27 protein-coding genes are annotated in these 25,397 nt (G+C 70.0%); 12 read left to right on the forward strand and 15 right to left on the reverse strand.

The features are described 5' to 3' along the window. Nucleotides 1-49: 49 nt before the first annotated feature. Nucleotides 50-1,057, forward strand: coding sequence for a zinc-binding dehydrogenase (locus tag ACWDSJ_RS01125; RefSeq protein WP_450028655.1), 1,008 nt, complete (start codon nucleotides 50-52; stop codon nucleotides 1,055-1,057). Here ACWDSJ_RS01125 and ACWDSJ_RS01130 read toward each other — a convergent pair. After that, nucleotides 1,030-1,971, reverse strand: coding sequence for a patatin-like phospholipase family protein (locus tag ACWDSJ_RS01130; protein WP_450028656.1), 942 nt, complete (start codon nucleotides 1,969-1,971; stop codon nucleotides 1,030-1,032). The two genes, ACWDSJ_RS01125 and ACWDSJ_RS01130, sit on opposite strands and share 28 nt — an antisense overlap. A 44-nt stretch (nucleotides 1,972-2,015) precedes the next feature. Here ACWDSJ_RS01130 and ACWDSJ_RS01135 point away from each other — a divergent pair, with 44 nt between their 5' ends. After that, nucleotides 2,016-2,429 (forward strand): NUDIX hydrolase, encoded by a 414-nt coding sequence (locus tag ACWDSJ_RS01135; RefSeq protein WP_450028657.1) that lies wholly within the window; start codon nucleotides 2,016-2,018, stop codon nucleotides 2,427-2,429. Here ACWDSJ_RS01135 and dinB read toward each other — a convergent pair whose 3' ends face one another. Then, nucleotides 2,430-3,653 (reverse strand): DNA polymerase IV, encoded by a 1,224-nt coding sequence (gene dinB / locus ACWDSJ_RS01140; RefSeq protein ID WP_450028658.1) that lies wholly within the window; start codon nucleotides 3,651-3,653, stop codon nucleotides 2,430-2,432. Between the two features lie 115 nt (nucleotides 3,654-3,768). Between dinB and ACWDSJ_RS01145 the strand changes: the two genes are divergently transcribed. Then, entirely contained in the window at nucleotides 3,769-4,290 is a 522-nt protein-coding gene (locus ACWDSJ_RS01145) for a pyridoxamine 5'-phosphate oxidase family protein (protein ID WP_450028659.1), read from the forward strand. Here the strand turns inward: ACWDSJ_RS01145 and ACWDSJ_RS01150 are convergent. Together ACWDSJ_RS01150 and ACWDSJ_RS01155 are read right to left on the reverse strand one after the other, a co-directional pair. Further along, nucleotides 4,269-4,781: a carboxymuconolactone decarboxylase family protein gene (locus ACWDSJ_RS01150; RefSeq protein ID WP_450028660.1), complete on the reverse strand. Its 513-nt coding sequence runs from the start codon at nucleotides 4,779-4,781 to the stop codon at nucleotides 4,269-4,271. The genes ACWDSJ_RS01145 and ACWDSJ_RS01150 overlap by 22 nt on opposite strands. Then, the gene (locus tag ACWDSJ_RS01155) at nucleotides 4,778-5,857 is read right to left on the reverse strand and encodes an NAD(P)H-dependent amine dehydrogenase family protein (RefSeq protein ID WP_450028661.1); all 1,080 of its coding nucleotides are present in this window, start codon (nucleotides 5,855-5,857) and stop codon (nucleotides 4,778-4,780) included. Before ACWDSJ_RS01155 ends, ACWDSJ_RS01150 begins: the two co-directional genes overlap by 4 nt. A gap of 159 nt (nucleotides 5,858-6,016) precedes the next feature. Here ACWDSJ_RS01155 and ACWDSJ_RS01160 point away from each other — a divergent pair, with 159 nt between their 5' ends. The 3 genes from ACWDSJ_RS01160 to ACWDSJ_RS01170 all read left to right on the forward strand — a co-directional run bounded on the left by ACWDSJ_RS01160 (nucleotide 6,017) and on the right by ACWDSJ_RS01170 (nucleotide 8,414). Next, nucleotides 6,017-7,138 carry an NAD(P)H-dependent flavin oxidoreductase gene (locus tag ACWDSJ_RS01160; protein WP_450028662.1) on the forward strand — a complete coding sequence of 374 codons (1,122 nt, stop codon included), beginning with the start codon at nucleotides 6,017-6,019 and terminating at the stop codon, nucleotides 7,136-7,138. Between the two features lie 200 nt (nucleotides 7,139-7,338). Beyond that, nucleotides 7,339-8,151, forward strand: a complete 813-nt coding sequence (locus ACWDSJ_RS01165) for an HNH endonuclease family protein (protein ID WP_450028663.1) — start codon at nucleotides 7,339-7,341, stop codon at nucleotides 8,149-8,151. Between the two features lie 35 nt (nucleotides 8,152-8,186). Continuing rightward, complete coding sequence (locus tag ACWDSJ_RS01170) at nucleotides 8,187-8,414, forward strand: hypothetical protein (RefSeq protein WP_387357448.1); 228 nt, start codon at nucleotides 8,187-8,189, stop codon at nucleotides 8,412-8,414. 1 nt (nucleotide 8,415) lies between these two features. Here the strand turns inward: ACWDSJ_RS01170 and ACWDSJ_RS01175 are convergent, their stop codons facing one another. Both ACWDSJ_RS01175 and ACWDSJ_RS01180 read right to left on the reverse strand, forming a co-directional pair. Next, nucleotides 8,416-8,853 carry an SRPBCC family protein gene (locus tag ACWDSJ_RS01175; protein ID WP_450028664.1) on the reverse strand — a complete coding sequence of 146 codons (438 nt, stop codon included), beginning with the start codon at nucleotides 8,851-8,853 and terminating at the stop codon, nucleotides 8,416-8,418. Nucleotides 8,854-8,878: 25 nt separating this feature from the next. Beyond that, nucleotides 8,879-9,448 carry a TetR/AcrR family transcriptional regulator gene (locus ACWDSJ_RS01180; RefSeq protein ID WP_450028665.1) on the reverse strand — a complete coding sequence of 190 codons (570 nt, stop codon included), beginning with the start codon at nucleotides 9,446-9,448 and terminating at the stop codon, nucleotides 8,879-8,881. A gap of 40 nt (nucleotides 9,449-9,488) precedes the next feature. On the opposite strand from ACWDSJ_RS01180, the gene ACWDSJ_RS01185 reads away from it, so the two are divergent. The 4 genes from ACWDSJ_RS01185 (at nucleotide 9,489) to mtnC (ending at nucleotide 14,025) form a co-directional block, all read left to right on the forward strand. Next, nucleotides 9,489-10,739 (forward strand): KasA/KasB family beta-ketoacyl-ACP synthase, encoded by a 1,251-nt coding sequence (locus ACWDSJ_RS01185; protein ID WP_387357451.1) that lies wholly within the window; start codon nucleotides 9,489-9,491, stop codon nucleotides 10,737-10,739. A 333-nt stretch (nucleotides 10,740-11,072) separates the two neighbouring features. Continuing rightward, the gene (gene mtnA / locus ACWDSJ_RS01190; protein ID WP_450028666.1) at nucleotides 11,073-12,758 is read left to right on the forward strand and encodes an S-methyl-5-thioribose-1-phosphate isomerase; all 1,686 of its coding nucleotides are present in this window, start codon (nucleotides 11,073-11,075) and stop codon (nucleotides 12,756-12,758) included. After that, entirely contained in the window at nucleotides 12,755-13,333 is a 579-nt protein-coding gene (locus tag ACWDSJ_RS01195; RefSeq protein ID WP_450028667.1) for a 1,2-dihydroxy-3-keto-5-methylthiopentene dioxygenase, read from the forward strand. Before mtnA ends, ACWDSJ_RS01195 begins: the two co-directional genes overlap by 4 nt. Beyond that, on the forward strand, nucleotides 13,330-14,025 hold the full coding sequence (gene mtnC / locus ACWDSJ_RS01200; RefSeq protein WP_450028668.1) for an acireductone synthase: 696 nt from the start codon (nucleotides 13,330-13,332) through the stop codon (nucleotides 14,023-14,025). The genes ACWDSJ_RS01195 and mtnC overlap by 4 nt, the downstream gene beginning before the upstream one ends. Before the next feature lie 91 nt (nucleotides 14,026-14,116). Here the strand turns inward: mtnC and ACWDSJ_RS01205 are convergent, their stop codons facing one another. Genes ACWDSJ_RS01205 through ACWDSJ_RS01220 form a run of 4 tightly spaced genes read right to left on the reverse strand, consistent with a single transcriptional unit; the run spans nucleotide 14,117 to nucleotide 18,204 of the window. Next, nucleotides 14,117-14,698: a GTP-binding protein gene (locus tag ACWDSJ_RS01205; protein ID WP_387357455.1), complete on the reverse strand. Its 582-nt coding sequence runs from the start codon at nucleotides 14,696-14,698 to the stop codon at nucleotides 14,117-14,119. 5 nt (nucleotides 14,699-14,703) lie between these two features. Then, entirely contained in the window at nucleotides 14,704-15,075 is a 372-nt protein-coding gene (locus ACWDSJ_RS01210; protein WP_387357456.1) for a DUF742 domain-containing protein, read from the reverse strand. Next, nucleotides 15,072-15,497, reverse strand: a complete 426-nt coding sequence (locus ACWDSJ_RS01215; RefSeq protein ID WP_387357457.1) for a roadblock/LC7 domain-containing protein — start codon at nucleotides 15,495-15,497, stop codon at nucleotides 15,072-15,074. The genes ACWDSJ_RS01210 and ACWDSJ_RS01215 overlap by 4 nt, the downstream gene beginning before the upstream one ends. Next, on the reverse strand, nucleotides 15,475-18,204 hold the full coding sequence (locus ACWDSJ_RS01220) for a nitrate- and nitrite sensing domain-containing protein (protein WP_450029012.1): 2,730 nt from the start codon (nucleotides 18,202-18,204) through the stop codon (nucleotides 15,475-15,477). The genes ACWDSJ_RS01215 and ACWDSJ_RS01220 overlap by 23 nt, the downstream gene beginning before the upstream one ends. Before the next feature lie 256 nt (nucleotides 18,205-18,460). On the opposite strand from ACWDSJ_RS01220, the gene ACWDSJ_RS01225 reads away from it, so the two are divergent. Next, complete coding sequence (locus ACWDSJ_RS01225; protein ID WP_450028669.1) at nucleotides 18,461-20,014, forward strand: succinic semialdehyde dehydrogenase; 1,554 nt, start codon at nucleotides 18,461-18,463, stop codon at nucleotides 20,012-20,014. A 6-nt stretch (nucleotides 20,015-20,020) separates the two neighbouring features. Here the strand turns inward: ACWDSJ_RS01225 and ACWDSJ_RS01230 are convergent, their stop codons facing one another. The 4 genes from ACWDSJ_RS01230 to ACWDSJ_RS01245 all read right to left on the reverse strand — a co-directional run bounded on the left by ACWDSJ_RS01230 (nucleotide 20,021) and on the right by ACWDSJ_RS01245 (nucleotide 23,816). After that, nucleotides 20,021-20,605 carry a YbhB/YbcL family Raf kinase inhibitor-like protein gene (locus ACWDSJ_RS01230; RefSeq protein ID WP_387357459.1) on the reverse strand — a complete coding sequence of 195 codons (585 nt, stop codon included), beginning with the start codon at nucleotides 20,603-20,605 and terminating at the stop codon, nucleotides 20,021-20,023. Further along, nucleotides 20,602-21,021 carry a DUF779 domain-containing protein gene (locus ACWDSJ_RS01235; RefSeq protein ID WP_450028670.1) on the reverse strand — a complete coding sequence of 140 codons (420 nt, stop codon included), beginning with the start codon at nucleotides 21,019-21,021 and terminating at the stop codon, nucleotides 20,602-20,604. Before ACWDSJ_RS01235 ends, ACWDSJ_RS01230 begins: the two co-directional genes overlap by 4 nt. Then, nucleotides 21,021-22,538: an acetaldehyde dehydrogenase ExaC gene (gene exaC, locus ACWDSJ_RS01240; protein ID WP_450028671.1), complete on the reverse strand. Its 1,518-nt coding sequence runs from the start codon at nucleotides 22,536-22,538 to the stop codon at nucleotides 21,021-21,023. The genes ACWDSJ_RS01235 and exaC overlap by 1 nt, the downstream gene beginning before the upstream one ends. Nucleotides 22,539-22,610: 72 nt before the next feature. Continuing rightward, nucleotides 22,611-23,816, reverse strand: a complete 1,206-nt coding sequence (locus tag ACWDSJ_RS01245) for a transcriptional regulator (protein ID WP_450028672.1) — start codon at nucleotides 23,814-23,816, stop codon at nucleotides 22,611-22,613. Nucleotides 23,817-24,003: 187 nt separating this feature from the next. Here ACWDSJ_RS01245 and ACWDSJ_RS01250 point away from each other — a divergent pair, with 187 nt between their 5' ends. Further along, complete coding sequence (locus tag ACWDSJ_RS01250) at nucleotides 24,004-24,882, forward strand: TIGR03621 family F420-dependent LLM class oxidoreductase (protein WP_450028673.1); 879 nt, start codon at nucleotides 24,004-24,006, stop codon at nucleotides 24,880-24,882. A 15-nt stretch (nucleotides 24,883-24,897) separates the two neighbouring features. Here the strand turns inward: ACWDSJ_RS01250 and ACWDSJ_RS01255 are convergent, their stop codons facing one another. Then, entirely contained in the window at nucleotides 24,898-25,218 is a 321-nt protein-coding gene (locus ACWDSJ_RS01255) for a hypothetical protein (RefSeq protein WP_450028674.1), read from the reverse strand. Between the last annotated feature and the right edge of the window lie 179 nt (nucleotides 25,219-25,397).

A 25,397-nucleotide genomic window follows, 5' to 3' on the forward strand; every position in this document is an offset into this window, starting at 1 on the left:
GCATTCTATCGGTGGTCGGCCAGCCCGTCGTCCGGCGAGAGTGGGTCGCATGAATGCGACCACGATGCGAGCGGCGGTCTGTGTCCGTCCCGGCGGCCCCGAAGTACTCGAGATCCGGGACGTCCCGATACCCCGTGTGCGTGCGGGCTGGAGCCTGGTGCGGGTCCGGGGCGCGGGCCTGAACCGGTCGGAACTGCGCACCCGGCAAGGACATTCACCGACCGTGCGGTTCCCGCGCGTGCTCGGCATCGAATGCGTCGGCACGATCGCCGCGTCCACCGACCCGGCCCTGCCGGAGGGCGCCACCGTCGCGGCGGTCATGGGGGAGATGGGGCGCGCCTTCGACGGCGGCTACGCCGAATACGCGCTGCTGCCCGACCCGCTGCTGATGCCGATCACCACCACCCTGCCCTGGACGGTGCTGGCCGCGCTGCCCGAAACCTACCTCACCGCGCACGGCTCCCTCGCCGCCTTGGGAGTCGGACCGAACACCAAGGGCCGCTTGCTGATTCGTGGCGGCAGCTCCTCGGTGGGTATGGCGGCGATCGCCATCGCCGCGGCCCGGGGCGTCGAGATCGCGGCCACCACGAGGCAACCCGGCAAGCGGGCCGCCTTGCGCGCGGCGGGCGCCGCCCACGTCCTCGTCGACGACGGACCCCTCGCCGACCGGGTGCGCGCGCTCTGGCCCGACGGCCCGGATCGGGTCCTGGATCTGGTCGGCGCGCGCACGGCGGTCGAATCGCTGGCGCTGGTCCGCCGCGGCGGCACCGTCTGCGTGTCGGGATCGCTCAGCGGCTGGCTCGTCCCGGACTTCGAACCGATCGCCATGATCCCCTCCGGCACCAAGCTCACCTCGTTCCACAGCGACGACGTCAAGGGCGCCGCGGCGACCCTGCAACACCTCGTCGAGGAGGTGGAAGCCGGTGTCCTGCAACCGAATATCGATCGGGTCTTCGCGCTCGAGGAGATCGCCGCCGCCCACCGGTACCTGGAGGACGACCGCGCCACCGGCAAGGTCGTGGTCGTCCCTCAGCCCGCCAGCGGCTGCGGCAGGTAGGTCGCCAAGGCGTCGAGAACCGCCGCGCGGCCGAGGTCCAGCGCCCGCATGAGGGTGCCGTGATCACGCGAGATCCGGCCGATATCGGGCGAACCCAGCGGCGGGCGCACCTGGAGAATCCGGGGATCGGTGGCGAGGGTGTGCTCGTCCTCGGCGTGCCGGGCGGCCCGGGTGCGCCAGGTGTCCACCACCCCGGGCGCGTGCCGGGCGAGGAAGCGGGTCACGATGCGCAGTTCCAAACGCGATGGGGGAGCGGACTTTTCGTCGGCGCGGCGGGTGCGGAACACCAGCGCGTGGGTGGCGCCCTGGGCGAGCGCGGTGCGGATCGGCACCGCCTCGGACAGGCCCGCGTCGACGTAGCGGCGGCCCGCCAGCGCGGTCGGCCGCCCCGCCAGAATCGGCAGACACGTCGACGCGCGCAACGCCCGCTGCACGGCGGCCGCGTCGGTGAGGTCGGGGTGCAGGTCGACCGCGCTGCCGTCGTCGACGGAGGTCGCCAGCGGATGGAAGGTGACCGGATTGGCCAGGATCGCGGCGAAATCCATCGGCACGATGCGCTCGTACACCCCGTGCACGAGGAAGTGGGTGTCCACCACCCGCCCGCCGCGCAACGCGCGCGCCGGATTGATCACCCGGCGCACCACATCGCCCTCCCACGCGCGCCGCGCGACGCCCGCCCGACCGCACAGCAGCCACGCCCCGTTCAACGCCCCCGCCGACGAGCCGTACACCGCGTCGAAGCAGCGCACCAGGCCGAGTTCCTCGAGCGCGGTCACCATGCCGTGCGAATACGCCCCGCGCGCCGAACCGCCCTCGACGACCAGCGCGAAGCGGGCGTCGTCCGAGCGGCGGCCGGGCGCGCTGCCGTCCGCGTACCTGCGCGCGAGCAACTCACCGACGACCGAGTTCTCCACGCCCCCTGTCTAACACACCGCGGCCGCGCGGTTAGGCTGCCGGGGTGCGGACCGAACCGAGCCGGCGGCTCATCGATACCGTGGCCTGGGTGCTGATCGAGGACGGCCGCATCCTGTGCGCGCGCCCGCGCGGCAAGGACGTCTTCTACATCCCGGGCGGCAAACGCGAAGGCGGCGAGAGCGATTCGCAGACCCTGATCCGCGAGATCGACGAGGAACTCACCGTCGCCCTGATCGCCGACACCATCGCCCACGTCGGCACCTACGAGGCCGAAACGCCCGGCGGCGGGGAGCTGGTCCGCATGGCCTGCTACACCGCCGAGCACACCGGGACGATCACCGCGAGCAGCGAGATCGCCGAGATCGCCTGGTTCACCTACGCCGACCGCGACCGGGTGCCGCCCGTCGATCGGGTGTTGTTCGACGATCTGGTGGCGCGCGGCCTGCTGCCAGGCTGATCAGTCCGGTAACAGCGGCACCGACAGCCCCTCCCCGCGGCCCAGCAGCGCCGCGCGCGTGACGGTGCCCGCGCCGAACCGGTCGCGCAACCGGTCGAGCGTGGTGTCGAGGGTGGCCTCGGGCCGCTCGTCGAGCGGGAGCGCGAGTTGCACGCTGTCGGCGTCCTCGAGATTGGTCAGCGCCAGGCCGATCAGGGTGATACCGCGCTCGCGGATCAACGGCATGGCCGCCGCCAGCAGCCGCAGCGCGGTGTCGAGGAGCACGGCCCCGTGGTCGGTGGCCTGAATCATGGTGTGCGAGCGCGTGGCTCGCCCGAAATCGTCGAAACGCAGGCGCAGCACGACGGTTCGGCACATCCGCCGCGCCGCGCGCAACCGGTGCCCGAGCCGATCGGCCAGACCGTGCAGATACGCCTCGAGCTCGGCCTCGGTCCGGGGCCGCCGCCCCAGCGCGCGCTGCGCCCCGATCGAGCGGCGCCGCCGCCCGGTGTCGACGCGCCGCGGATCACGCGCCCACGACAACGCGTACAGATGCCGGGCCGCGGCCGCGCCGACCAGGGGTCGCAGGCCGCGCTCGCCGAGTTCGGCCAGTTGCCCGATCCGGGTGACGCCGTGCTCGTGCAGCACCCGCGCGGTCACCTCGCCGACGCCCCACAGCCGTTCCACCGGCAGCGGATGCAGGAACTCCAGCTCTCGGTCCGGCGAAACCACCAGCAGCCCATCGGGTTTGGACACCGCGCTGGCGACCTTGGCCAGGAACTTGGTGCGCGCCACCCCCACCGAGATCGGCAGCCCGGCCTGCTCCCGCACCCGCGCCCGCAGCCGTGCGGCGATGACGGCCGGATCCCCGGCGATCCGCCGCAGCCCGCCGACGTCGAGGAACGCCTCATCGATGGAGATCCCCTCCACCTCCGGTGTGGTGTCGCGGAAGATCTCGAACACGGCCTTGCTCGCCGCCGAATACGCCGACATGCGCGGCGGCACCACCAGCGCGTGCGGGCACAGCCGCAGCGCCTGCCGCGCGTTCATCGGCGTGCGCACCCCGTACGCCTTGGCCTCGTAACTGGCCGCCAGCACCACCCCGCCCCCCACGATCACCGGCTTCCCCCGCAGGCGCGGATCGTCGCGCTGCTCGACCGAGGCGTAGAACGAGTCGAGATCGGCGTGCAGGATCGATGCCTCGGACCGCACCGGTCGGGATGTTTCGGGGCGGGACACGAACATATGTTCGCATACCCGTCGGTCATCGGGGTGAGAGCCGACCGTCCTCGATGAATTCCGGGACGTGGTCCCGTCATACCTCGTGCGCCCGTGCTTCTCCGGACTCGAGGATGTGGATATGTCGGACAGCGAACCGAACGTCGTACTGGGACCGTTCTCCGCGCCGGGGGCGCGCCCGATTCCCTGGTCGGCGGTGTCGGCGATCCTCGACGCCGCGGAGGTGTTCTGGCTGACGACCGTGCGCCCGGACGGGCGGCCGCACGTGACGCCCCTGCTCGCGGGGTGGAGCCTGGGCGGACTGTGCTTCACGACGGGTGGGCGGGAACGCAAGGCGCACAACCTCGATCAGAATCCGCGGTGTGTGTTGACGACCGGCACGAACGCTTTGACCGGTACCGATGTCGTGATCGAGGGGGTCGCGTCCGTCGTGGCGGAGCGCTCCGAGCGGGAGCGGGCGGTCGCGGACCTCGAGGGCAAGTACGGCCCGCACATGACCGATCCCGAGGGCACCTGGTACGGACTGGGCGCGGCGGTCGTCGCGGGGGACGTCCGGCTGTATCGCGTCGCGCCGACGGTCGGCTTCGCCTTCGGCAAGCTGCCGACGGCGAGCCAGACCCGCTACACGTGGCCGGGCCGGTGACGACCCTCGCCGAGATGGCTCGGTAGCACGCACACCGCGTCCAGGCCGAAGACGCGGTTGAGGCGGCCGAAGCCGAGCCAGGAGCCCAGACACATGGTCAGTTCGACGGCCTCGCGCTGGGTGTAGTGGGCCAGGAAGCGGGACCAGAACTCGTCGTCGAGGCCGTGGTGGTCCAGGACGTAGCGCTCGGCGTACTCGGCGGCCAGGCGGGTGCGGTCGTCGAAGAGTTCGGTTGTGCGCCAAGCGGTTACGGCGTCGGCGAATTCGGGTTCGACCCGCGTGCCGTCGCGTTCGGTGCGCCAGTCCTGGCAGAACAGGCAGCCGTTGAGTTGAGCGACGCGCAGCCGCGCCGCCTCGAACTCGCGCAGGCCGAGGGATGAGTGCGTGTAGACGGCCAGGGCGAATGCGCTTGCCGCCGGGCCGATTCCGGGCACCAACTCGCCCCACACGTACTCGATCGGGTCGCGGCCCTCGGGCACGTCGATGATCATGCGGTTCTCCTTCCGAGGGCGCCGACCGGCGGGCGCAGCGGGATGTCGAGCGCGTCGTAGAGGCCGGGTTCGGCCTCGACGAGCCAGTCGATCGCGTTCACCAATCTGCCCACGGCCGTGGCGTTTCCGCCCGCCGCGCGATTGCCGCCCTCGTCGCTCGCCTCGACGGTGACCTCGAGGCGCGGGCGGCCCTCGATGATCACGCGGTGCGCGCCGGAGCCGTCGGGCGGGGTGGGCCAGTCCGGGGCGCAGGCGGGATCGATGCGGGTGACGTGCTCGATGATCAGCCGCGGCTCGCCGTCCACGATGCCCCGCACCTCGAACCGCACGGCTCCCTGTGTGCCCGCGGCGAATTCGCCCATCCGCTCGGTGACCACCGTGCGGTCCAGGGCGCGCCGATCGAGGGTCTCGCGGATCTCGTCGAGCGGCGCGCCCAGCGCGCGGGCCAGCAGCCGAATCTGCCCACCCCACACCATGGTCGGCACGCCGGGTGCGAGCATGGGCGGGGCGTAGTCCAGCGGCTGCCCCATGCCGACCAGGTACCGCACCGAATCGGGCTGATCGTAGGTGGTGTAGTCGAAGATCTCCTGGCAGCGGATCGCATCGATCCGGCCGCCGAGACCGCTCAGCAGCACCGGCAGCACATCGTTGCCCCACCCGGGATCCACGCCCGACACGAACAGCGACCCGCCGCCCGCCTCGATCGCGGCCAGCACCCGGTCCCGATCCGCCGCGGGGGCGCTGTGCGGATCGTAGAAGGCGTACAAAGCGGGCGTCACCACCGCGGCCCCGGCCCGGATTGCCGCCAGCACATCGGTGAGCGCGTCGTCGGGCCGGATGTCGCCGGAGGCCGCGTACACCACCGCGCCCGGCCGCGCGGCGAGCACCGCCTCGACATCGTCGGTCGCGGTCACGCCGAGCGGGGTGTCGAGCCCGGCCAGTTCGCCCGCGTCGCGGCCGACCTTGTCGCGGTTGTGGACCAGGACACCGGCCAGGGTCAGGGCGGGATGCGCCGACACGGCCCGCACGGCCGCGCGGCCGACGTTGCCCGTGCCCCAGACGATCGTGGGGATCATGCGGTGAAGGTAGCAGAACTGAAACGTGTTTTCGGTGGAGTAGTAAAGATCATTCCAGCTCAGCTGTCCCGCTCACCGAGCTATTGGCTTGAATATGAAACGTGTTCTAGTGTTGTTGGCACAGACTTCCGCGCGGCAATACGAGGAGACCAGCACCCCATGCGTACCGAGATCTGCGAACGACTGGGCATCGACGTCCCCATCTTCGCCTTCACCCACTGCCGCGACGTGGCCGCCGCGGTGAGCAACGCCGGCGGGCTCGGCGTGCTGGGCGCGGTCGGTTTCACCGCCGAACAGCTCGAGGTCGAACTGGCCTGGCTCGACGAGCACGTGCACGGCGTCTACGGCGTGGATCTGGTGATCCCCTCCAAGTACGAGGGCAAGGGCATCGAGGGTCTGTCGCCCGAACAGCTGGAAGCCGAACTGGCCAAACTGGTTCCGCAGGGTCACCGCGATTTCGCCGAGAAGATCCTCGCCGACCACGGCGTGCCGCCGCTGCCGGAGGACGAGCACCACAACCAGCTGCTCGGCTGGACCGCGACCACCGCGGGCCCGCAGGTCGAGGTGATCCTGCGCCACCCCAAGGCCAAGCTGGTCGCCAACGCGCTGGGCACTCCGCCCGACGAGATCGTCAAGCAGGTGCAGGACTCCGGCCGCCTGATCGGCGCGCTGTGCGGATCGGTCAAGCACGCGCTCAACCACAAGCGGGCGGGCCTGGATTTCGTTGTCTGCCAAGGCACCGAGGGCGGCGGGCACTGCGGCGAGATCTCCTCGCTGGTGCTGTGGCCGCAGGTCATCGACGCGGTCGGGGATCTGCCGGTGCTCGCGGCGGGTGGTATCGGCAACGGCCGTCAGGTCGCGGCGGCGATGGCGATGGGCGCGGCGGGCGCGTGGACCGGCTCGATCTGGCTGACCGTCGAGGAGGCCAATGTGCCGCCCGCGCAGATGCAGACCTACATCGACGCCACCAGCCACGACACCATCCGTTCGCGCGCGTGGACCGGGAAGCCCGCCCGCATGCTGCGCAACGACTGGACCGACGCGTGGGAGGCCGCCGACACGCCCGACCCGCTGCCCATGCCGTTGCAGATGATGGTCGCCCTCGACGGCGTCAAGCGCGGCCACCGCTACCCCGAGGCCGCCAAGGACGTCAACTTCAATCCCGTCGGGCAGGTGGTCGGCCTGATGAACAAGGTCGAGCGCACCTCCGACGTGATGCGGCGGCTCATCGAGGAGTACCTCGAGTCCTGCGAGCGGCTCAACAAGCTCAACAACGCCTGACCGAAAGCCCGGCCGCGCCCGGGCCTTTCGAAGCCTCCCACAGACCCCGCCGGACGCTCCGTGCGGCGGGGTTTGCCGGGTGTGTCGCGCGGAATTCGCTACAGTTGCGGCGTCTTTTGTTCTTCGGTGTGACATCGGCTACCGAAGGGGTTGTCCCCCTTGCCGATTGTCACCCCCGGTTGCGAGTGTGGTTGTCCGAGATGAATAGTGCACAGCGCCGACGCTCGCCGCGCGGCACCAAACCAGTCCTGTCGTTCGGCGCCGCGCTCGTGTTGCTGGCGGTCATCGTCGGAATCGCCGTCGTGGCACAGCGTTCCGGCCACACCGGGGGCGGCGGGCCGAGTCCCACCGCCGCGCCGGGCGTGCCCGAACCCGGGCCGGGCACCGAATCACCCCAGGAGATCGGCGATCTGCTCGCGTCGCTGCCGGTGGCCGCCGAGGGTCCGATGACCGGGTACAGCCGCGAGCAGTTCCCGCACTGGGACACCAACACCCCCGAGCACGGATTCGGCGACAAGTACGCGCAATACGCCAAATGCGACACCCGCGACATCGTGCTGCTGCGCGACGCCGAGGGCCCGGTCACCCTGGACGCGAAGACCTGCAAGTTCACCGTCGGCAAGGGCGGCGGCTGGCGCGATCAGTACGGCGTGCTCGACCGCAAGACCGGCAAACTCGCGCCCTACAAGTTCATGACCGAGGCCAAGGACGTCGACGCCGACCACATCGTGCCCCTCGCCGAGGCGTGGCGCTCCGGCGCGGCGACCCGCGACGAGGCCACCCGCCGCAATCTCGCCAACGACGCGCTGAACCTCGTCGCCTCCGACCCCTCGGCCAATCGCTCCAAGGGCGATCAGGACGCGGCCAACTACCTGCCGCCCGGAAAGTACCGGTGTGCCTATGTCGCCCACTACGTGAAGGTCAAAGTAAAATACGGCCTGAGTGTCGACCAGGCCGAACAGACCGCGTTGCGTACCGCAGTCGACGACTGCGGCCGTCGAGGAGGCTTCTGATCATCGAAATCGTCGAGATCGCCGCCAAGGCCGCCGTGCTGACCCAGGAGGAGGGCACGGTCTCCGGCGAACTCGACGTGGCCGTGGACGAGCAGGGCACGCCCCTGGTCCGCTACCGCGGCACCGAAACCTGGTACACCATCGGCAATCTCGACGGGAACCCGCCGGTGCGCTGGTCCTCGGCCCGCGAGCTGGCCGCCGCCATCCAGAGCGAGGCCGGGACCCGCGACGCGGCGGGCAACACCATCCCCTTCGAGACCTGACTCAGGCCAGCTGCTCGGCGCGGGTCTTCAGCGCCGCGGTCATACCGCCGAAGCCGGAGTGCAGCGCCGTGCCCATCGGGCCGGTGACCACACCGCGCAGCCAGCCGCCCAATTCGAAGTGCGAGGTGTAGCGGGTGCGCGTCGCGTCGAGCGGGGTGAGGGTGTGCGAGCGCAGGCTGTGCAGGGCGCCGAGCGGCACCGGCTTCATGCCGTAGCTGAATTCGGTTCCGGGCGTGCAGGTTCGGATGTACTCGCGCTGGGCGCGCTCGCGCGGGCCGAGACGCACCTGCATATCGATGGGGGAGCCGGGTTCGAGGGTGGTGGCGCAGGCGGGAACGAAGGGATTCCACTGCCCGTAGTCGTCGAAATCGGTGAGCACCTTCCACACCACCTCGGCCGGAGCCGCGATCTCCACACTGTCCTCGATCACAAATGCCATGGCCGGAACAATACTGAAACCGGTGTCAGGATGCCGAGGGAAGGGTCGAGTTGATCAGCAGCCGCGCGGCTTTCGACACGCGGGTGTTGTCGCCGGTGACCAGCCGGTCCTGCAACAGACCGCGGATACCCGAGATGAGCACGGTGGCACGCGATTCCGGGTCGGGGTGGTCCGGATCGAGCTCGCGCAACACCGCGGTGAGCGCCTCGACGAGGATGTGCACGGCGTCCGCGGCGTAGCGGACGTAGGGACTGCCCGGCACCGAGGCGACGCCGAGCACCTGGAACAGCACGCGGGTGCTGGTCACCCAGTCGCTCGTGGTGTTGACGACGAACGATGCGATGAGCCGCCGCCGCAGCGTATCGATATCGGGCACATCGGCGAACAGGCCCGCGATATCGGGCCGCTGCGTCTCGAGCGCGGCCACGAGCATCTGCTCCTTGGTCCCGAAGTAGTGGATCAGCATTCGTGAACTCGTGCCCAGATATTCGGCGAGCGGGCGCAGCGACAGTTCCATGAGTCCGAATTCGGCGATGTAGGCGATCACGCCGGAGAGCAGTTCGGCGCGGCGAGCCGTGTCGAGAGGTCTGGGCACCGGTTGACTGTAGCGGGTGCTACAGGTATCTATTGACCGCATGACTGTAACGACTGCTTCAGTTTCGCCCGCGCGACGAGCGGTCGTCGTCACCGGAATGACCACCACCACCTCCCTCGCGCCCGATCTCGACGGCACCTGGGACGCGCTGCTGCGCGGCGAAAGCGGTATCGGCCCGCTGGACGACGACTTCGTCACCGAGTACGACCTGCCCGTGCGCATCGGCGGCAAGCTGGTGCGGCAGCCGGGCGAGCAGCTGACCCGCATCGAGCAGCGACGGCACTCCTACGTCCAGCAGATGGCGCTGGTGCTGGGCCGCCAGGTGTGGGAGGAGGCGGGCAAACCGGATGTGGACGGCGAGCGGCTCGGCGTCGCGGTCGGCACCGGGCTCGGCGGCGGCGACGCGTTCCTCACCGCGGTCGACGCCATGCGCGCGGGCGGCTATCGCAAGGTGCCGCCGCTGACCGTGCCGATGGTGATGCCCAACGGGTCCGCGGCGCGGGTCGGCCTCGAATTCGGCGCCAAGGCAGGCGTTTACGCGCCGACCTCGGCGTGCTCGTCGGGTGCGGAGGCGATCGCGCACGCGTGGCGGCTCATCGCCACCGGGGAGGCCGACGTGGTGATCGCCGGGGGCGTCGAGGGCTACATCGAGGCGATCCCGATCGCGAGCTTCGCCATGATGCGCGCGATGAGCACCCGCAATGACGACCCCGAGCGCGCCTCGCGGCCGTTCGACCGCGACCGCGACGGATTCGTGTTCGGCGAGGCCGGGGCGATGCTGGTGCTCGAATCGGAGGAGTTCGCGCGGGCGCGGCGGGCCCGGATCCACGGCCGGGTGCTGGGCGCGGGCATCACCTCCGACGGCTACCACATCACCGGCACCGAACCCGAGGGCGCGGGCGCGGCGCGGGCCATGCGCAAGGCGATCGACGCGGCCGGTCTCACCGGATCCGATATCGATCACGTCAACGCGCACGCCACCTCGACCCCGGTCGGCGACGCCTCGGAGGCGAATGCCATTGCGGCCGTGGCGCCGGACGCGTCGGTGTACGCGCCCAAGGGCGCGCTGGGACATTCGATCGGCGCGGTCGGCGCGCTGGAGGCGATCCTCACCGTGCGCACGCTGGCGGAGCGGATCGTCCCGCCCACCCTGAATTTCGAGAACCCGGATCCGGGCACGAATCTGGACGTGGTACACGGGGTTCCGCGCGCGCAGACCATGTCGTACGCGCTGAGCAACTCGTTCGGGTTCGGCGGTCACAACGTCACCCTGGCCTTCGGCCGCGCCTGAAAACCCTTCGTCCCCAGGTTTGTTCCACCCCTGGGGACACGAGCGAATGTGGAACTCGGTCTGTTCACGCTTATCCACCGAAAGCTGTGGATGAAGGTGAGACTCGGCGGGATTCGTACCATTCGCCCCGATTGTCTATGGGAGACGGGCGTTTTCGCCACTGCGAGGAACCGAACGGTCGGCCTCGAATGCCGGATGGCACTCGATGCGGATTCGCACGCTCGGCCGTGAACCCGGGGACAATAAGGATCGAGGGGACGACAAACCTGGTGCGCCCGCCTCGTGCCGGATTGAGTAGTTTGGATGAGCTGTAGATCGACATGAAGGTTGCGGATGAGTGAGGTTTCGATCGCGTGGGTCGACGGTGCCCTGGTCACCGTCGATCAGCGCGCCCTGCCGCGGGAACTGCGCGAGCTGCGGATCACCACGGTCGACGAGGTGATCGACGCGATCAAGACGCTCGCGATTCGCGGCGCGCCCGCGATCGGCGTATCCGGGGCCTTCGGCGTGGCGCTGGCCGCGTTCGCGCACGGCGGCGACGCGGAGAAGGTGCGGTCGGAGGCCGAGCGGATCGCCGAGGCCCGGCCCACCGCGGTCAATCTCGCCTGGGGTGTGCGCCGCGCGCTCGCCGCGCTGCCGAGCGGGCCGCAGGCGGTCCTCGACGAGGCCCTCGCGCTGCTCGCCGAGGACGGCCGGGTGAATCGGGCCGCCGCCACCCATGCCGCCGACCTGCTGCTCCGGCTCGGCCCGGACCGCCCGCTGCGCGTGCTCACCCACTGCAACACCGGCCGCCTGGCGACCACCGCCTTCGGCACGGCCCTGGGCGCGTTGCGGGTGCTGCACGAGCGCGGCGCGATCGAATCGGTTCTCGTCGACGAGACCCGCCCGCTGCTGCAAGGGGCCCGGCTCACGGCGTGGGAGCTGGCCGAGGCCGGGATCCCGCATCGGCTCACCATCGATTCCGCCGCCGCGTGGGCCATGGCCACCGGGCAGGTCGACGCGGTGGTCGTGGGCGCGGACCGGATCACCGCCGACGGCTCGGTCGCCAACAAGATCGGCACGTACGCCCTGGCCCTCGCCGCAAATCACCACGGGATTCCCTTCGTCGTCGTCGCGCCGGAGTCCACCCGCGATCCGGACACGCCGACCGGCGACCGGATCGTGGTCGAGGAACGGGCCGCGGGTGAGATCACCCATGTCGGGGGAATGGCGACCGCGCCGGAGGGGACCGAGGTCTTCAATCCGGCCTTCGACGTCACGCCGCCGGAACTCGTCACGGCCGTGGTCACCGAGAACGGGGTGTTGCCGTCCACGTCCCCGGCCTGGGCGGCGCTGGTCGCGAATGCGACTGGCGGCCACGGTGATTCGGGCAGTGCGGGCAACTATGCGGCGGATGCCGAATCGGCGGGCGAGGAGATCGCCGGGATCGCCCGCGAGCTGTACGCGCGGGGCTGGATGCCGGGCACGGCGGGCAATATCTCGGTGCGCGTGGACGATACGGCCGTGGTCACCGGAAGCGGTTTGTCCAAGGGCGAATTGCGCGCCGACGACATGGTGACCGTGCGGGTCGCGGATTCGAGCGTGGTCGCGGGCACGCGGCGGCCCTCGGCGGAGACGACCATCCACACCGCGGTGTACCGGTCCACCGGCGCGCGGGCCGTGGTGCACGTGCATCCGCCGCACGCCACCGCGCGCTCGGCGGGGGCGTCCGGCGCGTTGCGCTTCGCCGGATACGAACTGATCAAGGGCCTGCGGGCACACGACCGCATCGACATCCCGGTGTTCGCCAATCACGCGGACGTGCCGAGCATCGGCGCGGATATCGAACGGCATCTCGCCGCCCGTCCGGACGCGCCGCCGGTGCTGTTCATCGCGGGCCACGGCATCACCGCGTGGGGCGATACCCTCGCGCAGGCGCGCGATCGCGCCGAATGCCTGGAGGCGATGTGCGAACTGGTGACGCTCACCGGCCGCCGCGAGATCGGGACCGACCACAGCTCCGAGGAGGACTACCGATGACCCTGTTGCAGATCATGCCCGACGGCGACGCCGCCGACGTCCGGCTGCGCACCAGCGACCCCGAGGTGATCGCCGCCGAATTGCGCCGCCGCGGCGTCGTTTTCGACCGCTGGGCCACGCCGGAGACCCTGGACGCCAGCACCTCCACCGACGACCTGCTGGCCGAGTACGCCGACCGCATCGGCGAACTCAACGCCGACGGCCGCTACAAGCACATCGACGTCGCCCGCATCCACCCCGACGACGACGATCCCGAATGGCCCGCCAAGGCCAAGGGCGCGCGGGAGAAGTTCCTGTCCGAACATCGCCACGCCGAGGACGAGGTCCGCTTCTTCGCGGGCGGGCGCGGCTGCTTCTACCTGCATCTGAACGACGAGGTGCTGGCCGTGGTGTGCGAGGCCGGGGATCTGGTATCGGTGCCCGCGGGTACCCTGCACTGGTTCGATATGGGCACCCGCCCCGACTTCGTCGCCGTGCGGTTCTTCGAGGAGGAGGACGGCTGGGTCGGCGACTTCTCGGGGAACACGATCGGGTCGCGGTTCCCGACCCTGGACGAATTGCTCGCCGCCGCATGACGATTCGCGCGGTCGTCGTCGATATCGAGGGCACGACGAGTCCGACCGCCTCGGTGCGGGAGGGGCTGTACGGGTACACGCGGGAGCGGCTGCCGCGCTGGCTGGCCGAGAATCGGGACGGGGCGGCCGAATCCGTCATCGCGCGGACGAGGGAGCTCGCCGAGCGGCCCGATGCCGACACCGACGAGGTCGCCGAGATTTTGATCGGCTGGCTGAACTCGGATGTGAAGGCGCAGCCGCTCAAGACCGCGCAGGGGTTGATCTGCGCCGAGGGCTTCCGGGACGGAGACCTGCACGGCGAGTTCTTTCCGGACGCGCCGCCCGCCCTGCGCGCCTGGCACGCCGCGGGCCTCGCCCTGTACGTGTACTCCTCGGGTTCGGTGCGCAATCAACAGGATTGGTTCGCCCACGCCCGCGGCGGCGAACTCGCCTCGCTCATCGGCGACTGGTTCGACCTGAACAACGCGGGCGGCAAACGCGAATCCGCCTCCTACGACAAGATCGCCGGAGCCATCGGGCGGCCCGCCGGGGAGATCCTGTTCCTGTCCGACCACCCCGACGAACTCGACGCCGCCACGGCCGCGGGCTGGTCGGCCGTCGGCGTCACCCGGCCGGGTGAACCGAATTCCCCACGCCCACCGCACAAGTGGATCGCCTCGTTCGCCGAGATCGACCCCGCCGCGGGGGAGTAGCCGTCCTTCAGGCCATAGAGGTGGTGGCGCGCAAGGCGAGTTGCCTCCCTCGGGCCACCGAAGTGGTCGCGCGCGGGGAAGTGGTCGCCCCTCAGGCCACCGACGTGGTGGCGCGCACGATCAGGTGCTCGACAAGGGTCATCAAAACGGTCTTGCAGGAGGAGCGGTCGCGGGCGTCGCAGAGGACCACGGGGGTGTGGGGGTCGAGGTCGAGGGCGTCGCGGACCTCGTCGGTGGTGTAGACCGGGGCGCCGTCGAAGCAGTTGACCGCGACGGCGAACGACAGGCCGCGGCGTTCGAAGAAATCGATGGCGGCGAAGGAGTTCTCCAGTCGACGGGTATCGGCGATGACCACCGCGCCCAGCGCGCCGCGGGCCAATTCGTCCCACAGGAACCAGAATCGGTCCTGACCCGGCGTACCGAACAGGTACAGCACGAGATTCTCGTCGATGGTGATGCGGCCGAAGTCCAGTGCCACCGTGGTGGTCGTCTTGCCCTCGACGCCGGACAGATCGTCCACCCCGGAGGACAGTTCGGTGATGAGCTCCTCGGTGCGCAGCGGGGCGATCTCGCTGATCGAGGACACCATGGTGGTCTTACCGACACCGAACCCGCCCGCGATGAGGATCTTCACCGAGGCGGCAAGTGGTGCCGCGGACGTCGTATCAGACACTGGTGTTACAGCTTTCGGATTCCGTCGAGCACAGCTCGCAACAGGTTGAGGTCACCGGGCCCGTCGGCGCGCAACGGGGCCCGGAAGATCAGATGCCCCTCGCTGATCAGGTCACCGACCAGGATCTTCGTCACGGCGAGGGGCAGTTTCAGCGCGGCGGACACCTCGGCCACCGACTGGGGGACCCGGCACAGCGCGACGATCTGCGCGTATTCCGGTTCCACGCGCCGCAACCTCGGAGCCGGATGGGATCTGACCACGAGGGTGAGCATGTCCAGGTCGTGTCCCGCACCCATCGTGCGGCCACCCGTCACGGCGTACGGGCGAACCAGGGGGCCCGCCTGATCGTCGAACCAGGGTTGACCGAAGCGACTCATGACAATCGGTGCTCCACCTGCGCTGCCAGACCGCGCCGCGGATCGGTGGACAGATAGCTGCCCACCCGCTGCACGGTCAGGTTCATCTCGTAGGCAACCATACCGAGGTTCGCGCTTTCGCTGGCCTGCAACGCGATACACGCGTTGTCGCCCGCCGCGGTCACGAACAGCACCGCGCGATCGAGTTCGATCACCGCCTGGCGCACGCCGCCACCGTCGAAGCGGCTGCCCGCGCTGCGGGCCAACCCGTACAGGGTCGCCGACATCGCGCCGAAATGCTCGGCGTCCTCCCGGCTCATCGTGGTGGACCGGCCCAGCAGCAGCCCGTCGGTCGAGTGCACCACCGCGTAGCGCACGCCCGCGAGGCGATCGACCAGATCGTCGAGTAGCCAGTTGAGATCACCTGCGTTGGAAGAGGTCACCTTCGCCTTCCTGTTCTTCCGAAGTGGCGGCGTTACGGGGGTCGGACTGCGCCCGTCGCCCCTGCCGGGTGCCATTCTCGATGGCGGACATCAGGTCTCGCGCCTGTTCGGCCGAACGGGGCCGCTGCGGCGCCGATTCGGGGATCTGCTGGGCGTTGTCGTGGGCCAGCTCCGGGGCCAGGCTCGCCTGACGCCGACGCCGGGGCAGCGGCGGGCGAGTGTCGCCGCCGGTGTAGGTTGGCCGCTGATCGGCGGCGCGGTGCCGCGGCTCGGGGGTCCGGGACTGAGGATCGCGGAGGTCGGGGGAACGGTATTCGGAATCCCGGCGGTCGGCGGAACGGTTTTCGAGATCCCGAAAATCGGGTGAACGGTATTCAGGATCCCGGGGATTGGGGGAACGCGACTCGGTATCGCGGAGATCGGGAGCGCGGAACTCGGTGTCCCGGGGATCGGCAGCGCGGAACTCGGTGTCGCGGGGATCGGGAGAACGGAACTCGGGACTCCTGAGATCGGGAGCCCGGAACTCGGGATCCCTGAGATCGGGAGCCCGAAGCTCGGAAGTATGGGGTTCGGAGGCACGGGACTCGGGGAAGCGAGGCTCGGGTGTGCGCACCTCCGGAATGTAGCGCGGCGCTTCGGGTTCCGGCGGCAGCGGCTCCGGATCGGGCTCGCGCGGCGGCAGCGTCGCCAATGCCGTTGGCGCCGAGAGCGATTCGTAGGCCGGGGTCGCGGGGATCTGCCCGGTGGCGGGCGGCTCCGGGCGGCGGCCCGGGGTGCGCTCGGGCAGATGGTCGGCCACCGGCGCGTCATTGGTGATGAGCGAACTCGGCACCAGCACGATGGCGCGGATCCCGCCGTAGTCGGATTCGGCCAGCCGCACCGAGATGCCGTGGCGGGTGCTCAGCCGCGCGACCACGAACAGGCCCAGGCGCGAATCGGCCGACAGCGTCGCGACACCGAAATCCGGTGGGTTGCGCAGCATTTCGTTGGCGCGCTCCAGTTCGGCGGTGGGCATGCCCATGCCCTGGTCGCTGATCTCCACGACCACGCCCTTGCCGACGATGTTGCCGGTCACCTCCACCCGCGACTGCGGCGGGGAGAACGCGGTGGCGTTGTCGACCAGTTCGGCGAGCAGGTGGATGAGGTCGGCCACGACCCCGCCCGCCACGTACACCTGCGGCATCCGGGCGGTGCGCACCCGCGCGTAGTCGAGGGTCTCCGCGACCGCGCTGCGGACCAGCTCGACCAGCGGGACCGGCCGCCGCCACTGCCGACCAGGCTGACCGCCGCCGAGGATGATCAGGTTCTCGGCGTTGCGGCGTTCGCGGGTGGCCAGGTGGTCGAGCTTGAAGAAGGTCTCGAGCAGCTTGGGGTCCTCCTGCCGCTGCTCGGCCTCGTCGAGGATCTCGAGCTGGCGGTGCACCACCATCTGGCTGCGGTGGGCGATGTTGAGGAACACCGCGCGCACGCCCTCGCGGGTGCGGGCCTCGGTGACCGCCGCGCCGACGGCCGCGGTGTGGGCCTGGTTGAACGCCTTGGCGACCGAACCGATCTCGTCGTGCCCGAAGTCCAGGTGGGCGGCCTCGGCCTCGGGATCGACGTCCTCGCCCGCCTCGAGCTTGCGCATGGTCTCGGGCAGCCGGACCTCCGCCAGGGCCAGGGTCTCGGTGCGCAGCCGCTTGAGGCGGCCGATGAGCCGGTTGGCCAGCCACAGCGAGGCGGCGAAGGCGAGCACCGCGAGCGCGAGGATGCCCGCGCCCGCCCACAGCGCGTTGGTGGCCTGGCGCTGGCCGTCGACGACGGCGACGTGGTTGGCGTGGTCGTTCTGGAACTGCCACACCGCGAGCAACTGGTTGTTGACGTCGTCGGCCGCGGCCCGCCATTCGGCCGTCCCGATCGGCGGGGCCGCGGGACCGGAGCGACCCGGCGCGGGCGGATGGATGATGAAGTCCTCCATCTGCCCGAGCTGTTCCCAGGCCGAGGAGTCGATCACGGTCTTGACCCGCTCGCCCTGCTGACCGCCGAGATCGGCTGCCAGCAAAGGCAATTCGGTGCGGTAGTAGCCGACCTTGTCGCGGTACTCCTGCTGCAGCGGGGCGGGCAGCCCGGCGGGGCTGAGCGCGGCGGCGGTCAGCGCGGCCACCCGCGCGTTGGCGTCCATCGCGCGCAGCAGGCGCAGCGAATGCGCGAGCTGGTTGGCCACCCCGGCGTTGGGCGCGGTCGCGGCGGTGATGTCGGTGCCGATCTCGACGCCCTCGAGGATCTTCGAGTACGCGCTGTAGGTGTCGGGGATCGGGATGAGTCCGGCGTCGACGGCGCCGCGCAGCTGCGGCAGCTGCTGTTGCAGGGTCTGGAACCCGCCGATGTCGCCGGACATGGTGTTGGACCGCGAGGAGGTCATCGCGTCCTGGACGCTCTGCATATCCTTCATCGCCTTGTCGAACCGCTGGCGGGCGGCGGCCAGGCCGACGGGATCCGGGGCGCCGGACAGCGCCTGCAACGACTGGAGGCGTTCCTGCTCGACCGAGGCGATCAGTTCCCGGGTGTGCTTGTTGGCGCCCTCGAGGACCGACGCGAAGTGTTTGGCGTCGCCTCCCTCTCGAACCACGTAACCCGCCGCGCCCACACCGATCACGAGCAGCGCCAGGCTCGGAACGAGTGCGATTGCGAGAATTCGGGCCCTGATACCCAGCCGCGCTCTCAGCATCGGCACAAAATAACCTTTTCGGGTGTGACTCGCCACTCGGTCTCATTGGGCGGGACCGGATTTGACAACGCTCGCCCGAATATGCGCCGGCGCAGATTCTCATCGCCGACTTCTGGACTGGGGCGATGCGCGAATTCACGGTGAGTACCCCGGTCGCGCCCGGCGCAATCGTGCCACGGCCCGATTCGGACCGAAAGGAATCCTTCGCGGGGGTAGATTGTCTGTATCCCACGGTTACTCACAAGTAGGAGGCGACATGCCGGTGCCCGAAGCCACGGTGTTCGAGCGTCTGCGGGGCTACGCGACGGTCGACGGCGCCCGCGAGCACGCGAGCCGCACGATCAACGAGGTCTTCACCGGGCGGGCGCTCGGCGAGGTGCCGGTCGGCACGGCCGAGGACGTGACGGCCGCGTTCACCAAGGCCCGTGCGGCACAGGCGGATTGGGCCGCCCGCGCGCCCAAGGAGCGGGCCGCGGTGCTGGAGCGCTACCGGGCGCTGGTCGTCGCCGAGCGCGAGTACCTCATGGACGTCATCCAGGCCGAGACCGGTAAGGCGCGGTGGGCGGCCCAGGAAGAGGTCATGGGCCTGATCTTCGCCGCCCGCTACTTCGCCCGGGTGACGCCGAAACTGCTCGCTCCGCAGCACGTGGCGGGCGCGTTCCCGGTGCTCAACCGGACCGCGGTGTATCACCAGCCCAAGGGTGTGGTCGGCGTCATCGCGCCGTGGAATTATCCGATGCTGCTCTCGATCGGCGATTCGCTGCCCGCGCTCGCGGCGGGCAACGCGGTGATCGTGAAGCCGGACAGCCAGACCCCCTACTCGTCGCTGGCCAATGTCGACCTGCTGCGCCGAGCCGGGCTGCCGGAGGGGCTGTTGCAGGTGGTGCCCGGGCCCGGCGGGGTGGTCGGCACGGCCATCGTCGAGGCGTGCGACTACCTGATGTTCACCGGCTCCTCGGCGACCGGCCGCACGCTGGCCGAGCAGTGCGGGCGGCGGCTGATCGGCTTCTCCGCCGAACTGGGCGGTAAGAACCCGATGATCGTGACCCGCGGCGCGAATCTGGACAAGGCCGCCAAAGCCGCTGTGCGGGCGTGTTTCTCGAACGCCGGGCAGCTGTGCATCTCGATCGAGCGGCTGTACGTGGAACGCGAGGTGGCCGCCGCGTTCACCGACAAGTTCGTGGCCGCGGTGCGGGCGGCGAAACTCGGTGCGGCCTACGACTATTCGGCCGATATCGGCAGCCTGATCTCCGAGGCCCAGCTCGAGACCGTCGCCAAACACGTCGCCGACGCCACCTCCAAGGGCGCCAAGGTGCTCGCGGGCGGCAACGCCCGGCCCGATCTCGGCCCGCTGTTCTTCGAGCCGACCGTGCTGTCGGAGGTGACCGACGAGATGGAGTGCGGCCGCGAGGAGACTTTCGGCCCGCTGGTGTCGATCTACCCCGTCGCCGACGTCGAGGAGGCGATCACCCGCGCCAACGACACCGCCTACGGCCTCAACGCCAGCGTGTGGGCGGGGTCCAAGGCCGAGGGCGAGCGCATCGCCGAACGCCTGCACGCCGGAACCGTCTGCGTCGACGAGGGCTACGCCCCCGCCTGGGGCAGCACCGGCGCCCCGATGGGCGGCATGGGCATCTCCGGCGTCGGCCGCCGCCACGGCCCCGACGGCCTGCTGAAGTTCACCGAACCCCAGTCCATCGTCGTCACCCGCTTCCTGAATCTCGATGCGCCCTACGGCATCCCGCAGAGCCGCTGGCAGCCGTTCCTGATGACGGTGGCCCGGGCGATCCGGTTCCTGCCGGGGCGGTGAGCCGGGTCAGCGGGCGTAGGTCGCCGTGATGCGGCCCTGCGCGGTCGCGGTCTGCTCGACGGCGATCCGGGCCTGATCCGAATTCGTCTGCGGCGCAAGCGACAACGGGTGGGGCAGGGCGTAGACGGTGAAGCGATAGTGGTGTGGGCCGGTGCCCGGGGGTGGGCAGGGGGCGGCGTAGTCGGGGCGGTCGGTGCTGTTGGGCAGGACCGTGCCGGTGGTCAGCGGGTGGTCCGGGCCCACGGCGGTGGTCGTGATCGGCAGGTCGGTCACGACCCAGTGGGTGAACACGCCGTCGGGGGCATCGGGATCGTCGACGATGAGGGCGAATGTCGCGGTGTCGGGCGGGACCGTCCAATCCAGCGGCGGCACTTCGGATTTCCCGGCGCAGGTGTACTCGTCGGGCAGCCGCGCGCCCTCGGTGAACGCCGTGCTGGTCACCGAGATCCGGCGGCCCGGGGGGATGGTCGCCTCCACCCGGGCCGCCGTGCTCGTGGTCTCCGATCCGCGCGAGTGCGAGTCGGCGCACGACACCGCGAAAAGCGTTGCCGCACCGACGGCGAGGACCAGAGGGATCGTTGTACCGCTCATGGACCGACCGTAGAACCCCCGACCTGGTCACCGGTAGGGGGTGGATCGGCGGCCAGCCGCTCGACCTCCGCGTCGGTGAGCAGCCGCGACCGGATCAGGAACCGCATCCCCTCGGGCGCCTCGAGGGAGAACCCGCTGCCGCGTCCGCGCACCACGTCCACGGTCAGATGCGTGTGCCGCCAGTACTCGAACTGATCGGCGCTCATCCAGAACGGCGTATCCCCGGGGAGATTCCCGAGCAGCACATCCGCCGCGCCCACCCGGAATTCGCCGCGCGGATAGCACATCGGCGCACTGCCGTCGCAGCAGCCGCCCGATTGATGGAACATGACCGGGCCGTGCCGGGCGATGAGGTCCGCCAGGAGGTGAGCCGCCTCCCGCGTGATATCGATGCGGTGGGTGGGAGCGGACGTCATCAGAAGAACCCGAGCTTGGTCGGTGAATAACTGACCAGCAGATTCTTGGTCTGCTGGTAATGGTCGAGCATCATGGCGTGGTTCTCGCGGCCGATGCCGGACTTCTTGTAGCCGCCGAAGGCCGCGTGCGCGGGGTAGGCGTGGTAGCAGTTGGTCCACACCCGGCCCGCCTTGATCGCGCGGCCGAGCCGGTAGGCGGTGTTCATATCGCGGGTCCACACGCCCGCGCCGAGTCCGTAGAGGGTGTCGTTGGCGATCTTCACCGCCTCGTCCACGCTGTCGAACCGCGTCACCGAGACCACCGGCCCGAAGATCTCCTCCTGGAAGATGCGCATGTCGTTGCGGCCCTCGAAGATCGTCGGCTCGATGTAGTAGCCGTTCGGGAACGCGTCGACCTTGCGCGTTTCGCCGCCGGTGAGGATCTTCGCCCCCTCCTTGCGGCCGATATCGATGTAGGACAGGATCTTCTCGTACTGGTCGTTGGACGCCTGCGCGCCGATCATCGTCGCGTCGTCGAGCGGATTGCCGCCGGTGATGGCGCGGGTGCGGGCGATGCAGCGGGCGAGGAACTCGTCGTAGATCGACGAATGCACCAGCGCGCGTGAGGGACACGTGCACACCTCGCCCTGATTCAGCGCGAACATCACGAAACCCTCGACGGCCTTGTCCAGGAATTCGTCGTCGGCGGCCGCCACGTCGGGCAGGAAGATGTTGGGGCTCTTGCCGCCCAGTTCGAGGGTGACGGGCACGATGTTCTCGCTGGCGTACTGCATGATCAACCGGCCCGTGGTGGTCTCCCCGGTGAAGGCGACCTTCGCCACCCGCGGGCTCGACGCCAGCGGCTTCCCGGCCTCCACGCCGAAACCGTTGACCACGTTGAGAACTCCCGGCGGCAGCAGATCCGCGATCAGCTCGACAACCAGCAGCAGCGAGGCCGGGGTCTGCTCGGCGGGCTTGATGACCACGCAGTTGCCCGCCGCCAACGCGGGCGCGAGCTTCCAGGTGGCCATGAGGATCGGGAAGTTCCACGGGATGATCTGCCCGACCACGCCGAGCGGTTCGTGGAAGTGGTAGGCGACGGTGTCGGCGTCGATCTGGGAGATCGCGCCCTCCTGCGCCCGCAGCGCGCCCGCGAAATAGCGGAAGTGGTCCACCGCCAACGGAATATCCGCGGCCAGGGTCTCCCGGACCGGCTTGCCGTTCTCCCAGGTCTCGGCGACCGCGAGCCGTTCCAGATTCGCCTCGATCCGGTCGGCGATCTTGTTGAGCAGATTGGCGCGTTCGGCGGGCGCGGTGGCGCCCCAGGAGTCGGCGGCGGCGTGCGCGGCGTCGAGGGCGACATCGATGTCGGCTCCGGTGGAACGCGCGACCTCGCAGAAGGTTTCGCCGTCGACGGGGGAGGGGTTCTCGAAGTAGCGGCCCTCGACGGGCGCCTTCCAGTCGCCGCCGATGAAATTGTCGTAGCGCCGGGCGAATTCGACGATGCTGCCGTCGGTGCCGGGTTTGGCGTAGATCATGTGCGGGCTCCCGTTCGTTCCGTGGTGACGGGCGTCACTGTGGACCGGCGGGGTTGGCGAACGGTTGGCGGCTCAGCGCAGCGCGGTATGCAGCCGCGCGGCCACCAGCGCCCGGCGCGGATCCCCCGCGGGCAGCAGGCGCAGCGCGCGCTGATGGATCTCCGCGTCGTCGGGGCAGCGAGCGCCGAATTCGACCAGCTGCGCGGCGGATCCGCCGGTGAGCACCGCGGTGCGCAGCGCGACCAGCAGGTACTCGCGCCATTCGACGATGCCGGGCGTATCCGATTGCGGCAGCAGCGGTCCCGCGTACAACCGCAGCGCGGTCGCGAGGTCCCCGACGTCGAGGGCGGCGATCATCTCGACCGCGTCGCAGGCGAGGGGGCGGGTCAGTAGGTAGCGGCGGCTGGTGATGTCACCGCCGGTGGCGCGGCGCAGATGGGAGACGTCGGCCTTGAGGGTGGCGCTGGAGACGGGCCGGTCGCCGTAGACGGCGGCCCGCAAGCGCTGCGGGGTGTAACCGTCGGGTTCGAGGGCCAGCAGGGTCAGGATCTCGATCTGCCTGGGGCGCAAATGAATCGGCGCGCCCGCGCGGGTGAGGGTCGCGGTGCCGAGGCATTCCAGGCGCAGGGTCGACGCGGCCTCGGGCGCGTCGGCGGGTAATCGGGATTCGATCGCCGAGACCAGGGCTCGCACGGTGGACATGGCGAGGGGATGCGAGCGGTCCCAGGTGGTCGACAGGTCCAGCACGCCCAGGCGGGTGCCGTCCGGGGCGTGGATCGGGGCGCAGTAGCAGACCCAGCCGTGCAGCGCGGCCACGAGATGTTCGGCGGAGAACACCGTGCTCGGCCGCCCGGTCCGCAGCGCGAGCGACAGCGCGTTGGTGCCCATGTTCGTCTCGTCCCAGCGGCCGCCCGGCGCGAAGTTCACCGCCTCCGCGCGCCGCCGCATGACCCGGCCCCCGCACGACCACAGGATCGTCCCGCGCTCATCGGTCACCGCCGCGACGAACCCGGAATCGCTTGCGATGGACCGCAATTCCCCCGACAGCTCGGCGATCGGCGCGTGCAGCGGCGACCGCGCCCACCGCGCCCCGAGCTCGACGTCGTCCGCGGGCGCGGCCGGCCGCTCCGGATCCACGGTCGGCAACGACCGCCGCCACGACTGCACGACCTCGCTGCGCAACAGGGTGTCGCCGGGCACGGCCCGATTGGCCGCCCAACGGATCCATTCCTGTTCCAGCGCGGCCCGCCGCTGGGACAGGGAGCTGATCTGTGCCATCGCGAACTACCTCGACGTCGACGTTGTCCCTGCGTGCTTCCATCATTGCCCAATGATGGGGAGTGTGGGGTGGATTGCCGGTGCCCTTGCGCTGTGCTGAGGTGCGGATCGCTGGACGCTGAGGGTGTGTTCGTGTGCACGGGGGATATCGGTGGGCGCGGCGGTCGATCTTTGCTAGACAGAGGGCATGAGCGATGGGTTTCGTTTCGGGGTAAACATGGTGGCGTCCGAGTCGCGGGCGGAGTGGATCGGCAAGTGCCGCAAGGCCGAGGCGCTCGGATACGACGTGGTGGGGGTGGCCGATCATCTAGGGCTGCCCGCCCCGGTGCCCGCCATGCTGCTCGCGGCCGAGGCCACCGAGCGGGTGCGGCTGAACACCTTCGTGCTCAACGCGCCCTTCTACAATCCTGTTCTGCTGGCGCGGGATGTGGCGACGGTGGATCAGCTCAGCGACGGCCGGGTCGAGCTCGGGCTGGGTGCGGGTTACGTACGGGCCGAATTCGAGGCGGCGGGCATCCCGTTCCCGAGCCCGGGGCAGCGGGTCGACGCGGTCGCCGCGACCGTGACCACGCTGAAGCGGCTGTTCGCCGATCCCGAGTACCGGCCTCGTCCGGCGCAGGCGGGCGGGCCAACCCTGCTCATCGCGGGCGCGGGCAACCGGTTGCTGCGGGTGGCGGCCGAGCACGCCGATGTCATCGCGTTCACCGGCGGCGGCACCACCGACTCCGGCAAGGTCGTGCTGGCCGGGCCGAAGGCGTTCGCCGAACGCATCGACTACGTGCGCGGGCTGCTCGAGAACCGTTCGGACACACCGGAATTCAACATCCTCATCCAGGCGGTCGAGCCCGCGTCGGCGCGCGCGGAGCTGGCCGAGAGCATCGCCTCGAATCTCGCCGAGGACAACACCGAACCCCTCGAGGAGTTCCCCACCCTGCTCATCGGCAGCCCCGCCGAGATGGCCGAAAGCCTGCGGGAACGCCGTGAGCGGTACGGGATCGGCTATATCACCGTGCTGGAACACAATATGGACAAGTTCGCGCCGGTCATCGAGCTGTTGAAGAGTTGACGCCTCCGGCGGGGATCACTTGTTGAAGAAGATCCCCGCCACGTCCGCGTTCTTGATCGGTGTGTCCACGTTCCGCTGCGTGCCGCACAGGAAGTCGACCGCCACCAATGTCGCGTCGACCGTCGTGCCCGGCGGCTCGTGGTCGTCCTTCGTCTGCTGCTTGACGAATTTGGTGACCGTCATCCGCTTGGTGTCCTGATCCTGCTTCACGTACTCACTGCACGGCGTATCCCCACCCTTGTTGAGCGCCTGCTTCACATCCGTGCACCCGCCGAGCAACCCCGCCCCGACGGCCAGAGCGGCAACGGTCACAGCGGGCCAGCGGCCGATCCTCATCGAACGGTCTCCTCGCACATCCTCGGCCGGGCCGATCCCGGCATATCGTGCGGTTAGCCTACGGTTTCCGTGGGGGAACCGGGTAACGCGCGCGGGGTGGCTCGAGGGTTTGCGTGCGGGCACCAGGTAACGCGCGACGCTCGCGCGGGCGCTCCAAACGAGTTCATCTATCAGATGAG

The sequence above is a fragment of the Nocardia sp. NPDC003482 genome (genome assembly GCF_053588115.1).

What these genes read in the sequence shown, in the direction of transcription:
- ACWDSJ_RS01125 (WP_450028655.1), top strand. Translation starts at nt 50, where the DNA reads ATGAATGCGACCACGATGCGAGCGGCGGTCTGTGTCCGTCCCGGCGGC.
- dinB (WP_450028658.1), bottom strand. Translation starts at nt 3,653, where the DNA reads ATGTTCGTGTCCCGCCCCGAAACATCCCGACCGGTGCGGTCCGAGGCA.
- ACWDSJ_RS01145 (WP_450028659.1), top strand. Translation starts at nt 3,769, where the DNA reads ATGTCGGACAGCGAACCGAACGTCGTACTGGGACCGTTCTCCGCGCCG.
- ACWDSJ_RS01150 (WP_450028660.1), bottom strand. Translation starts at nt 4,781, where the DNA reads ATGATCATCGACGTGCCCGAGGGCCGCGACCCGATCGAGTACGTGTGG.
- ACWDSJ_RS01155 (WP_450028661.1), bottom strand. Translation starts at nt 5,857, where the DNA reads ATGATCCCCACGATCGTCTGGGGCACGGGCAACGTCGGCCGCGCGGCC.
- ACWDSJ_RS01160 (WP_450028662.1), top strand. Translation starts at nt 6,017, where the DNA reads ATGCGTACCGAGATCTGCGAACGACTGGGCATCGACGTCCCCATCTTC.
- ACWDSJ_RS01165 (WP_450028663.1), top strand. Translation starts at nt 7,339, where the DNA reads ATGAATAGTGCACAGCGCCGACGCTCGCCGCGCGGCACCAAACCAGTC.
- ACWDSJ_RS01175 (WP_450028664.1), bottom strand. Translation starts at nt 8,853, where the DNA reads ATGGCATTTGTGATCGAGGACAGTGTGGAGATCGCGGCTCCGGCCGAG.
- ACWDSJ_RS01185 (WP_387357451.1), top strand. Translation starts at nt 9,489, where the DNA reads ATGACTGTAACGACTGCTTCAGTTTCGCCCGCGCGACGAGCGGTCGTC.
- mtnA (WP_450028666.1), top strand. Translation starts at nt 11,073, where the DNA reads ATGAGTGAGGTTTCGATCGCGTGGGTCGACGGTGCCCTGGTCACCGTC.
- ACWDSJ_RS01195 (WP_450028667.1), top strand. Translation starts at nt 12,755, where the DNA reads ATGACCCTGTTGCAGATCATGCCCGACGGCGACGCCGCCGACGTCCGG.
- mtnC (WP_450028668.1), top strand. Translation starts at nt 13,330, where the DNA reads ATGACGATTCGCGCGGTCGTCGTCGATATCGAGGGCACGACGAGTCCG.
- ACWDSJ_RS01210 (WP_387357456.1), bottom strand. Translation starts at nt 15,075, where the DNA reads ATGAGTCGCTTCGGTCAACCCTGGTTCGACGATCAGGCGGGCCCCCTG.
- ACWDSJ_RS01220 (WP_450029012.1), bottom strand. Translation starts at nt 18,204, where the DNA reads ATGCTGAGAGCGCGGCTGGGTATCAGGGCCCGAATTCTCGCAATCGCA.
- ACWDSJ_RS01225 (WP_450028669.1), top strand. Translation starts at nt 18,461, where the DNA reads ATGCCGGTGCCCGAAGCCACGGTGTTCGAGCGTCTGCGGGGCTACGCG.
- ACWDSJ_RS01230 (WP_387357459.1), bottom strand. Translation starts at nt 20,605, where the DNA reads ATGAGCGGTACAACGATCCCTCTGGTCCTCGCCGTCGGTGCGGCAACG.
- ACWDSJ_RS01235 (WP_450028670.1), bottom strand. Translation starts at nt 21,021, where the DNA reads ATGACGTCCGCTCCCACCCACCGCATCGATATCACGCGGGAGGCGGCT.
- exaC (WP_450028671.1), bottom strand. Translation starts at nt 22,538, where the DNA reads ATGATCTACGCCAAACCCGGCACCGACGGCAGCATCGTCGAATTCGCC.
- ACWDSJ_RS01245 (WP_450028672.1), bottom strand. Translation starts at nt 23,816, where the DNA reads ATGGCACAGATCAGCTCCCTGTCCCAGCGGCGGGCCGCGCTGGAACAG.
- ACWDSJ_RS01250 (WP_450028673.1), top strand. Translation starts at nt 24,004, where the DNA reads ATGAGCGATGGGTTTCGTTTCGGGGTAAACATGGTGGCGTCCGAGTCG.
- ACWDSJ_RS01255 (WP_450028674.1), bottom strand. Translation starts at nt 25,218, where the DNA reads ATGAGGATCGGCCGCTGGCCCGCTGTGACCGTTGCCGCTCTGGCCGTC.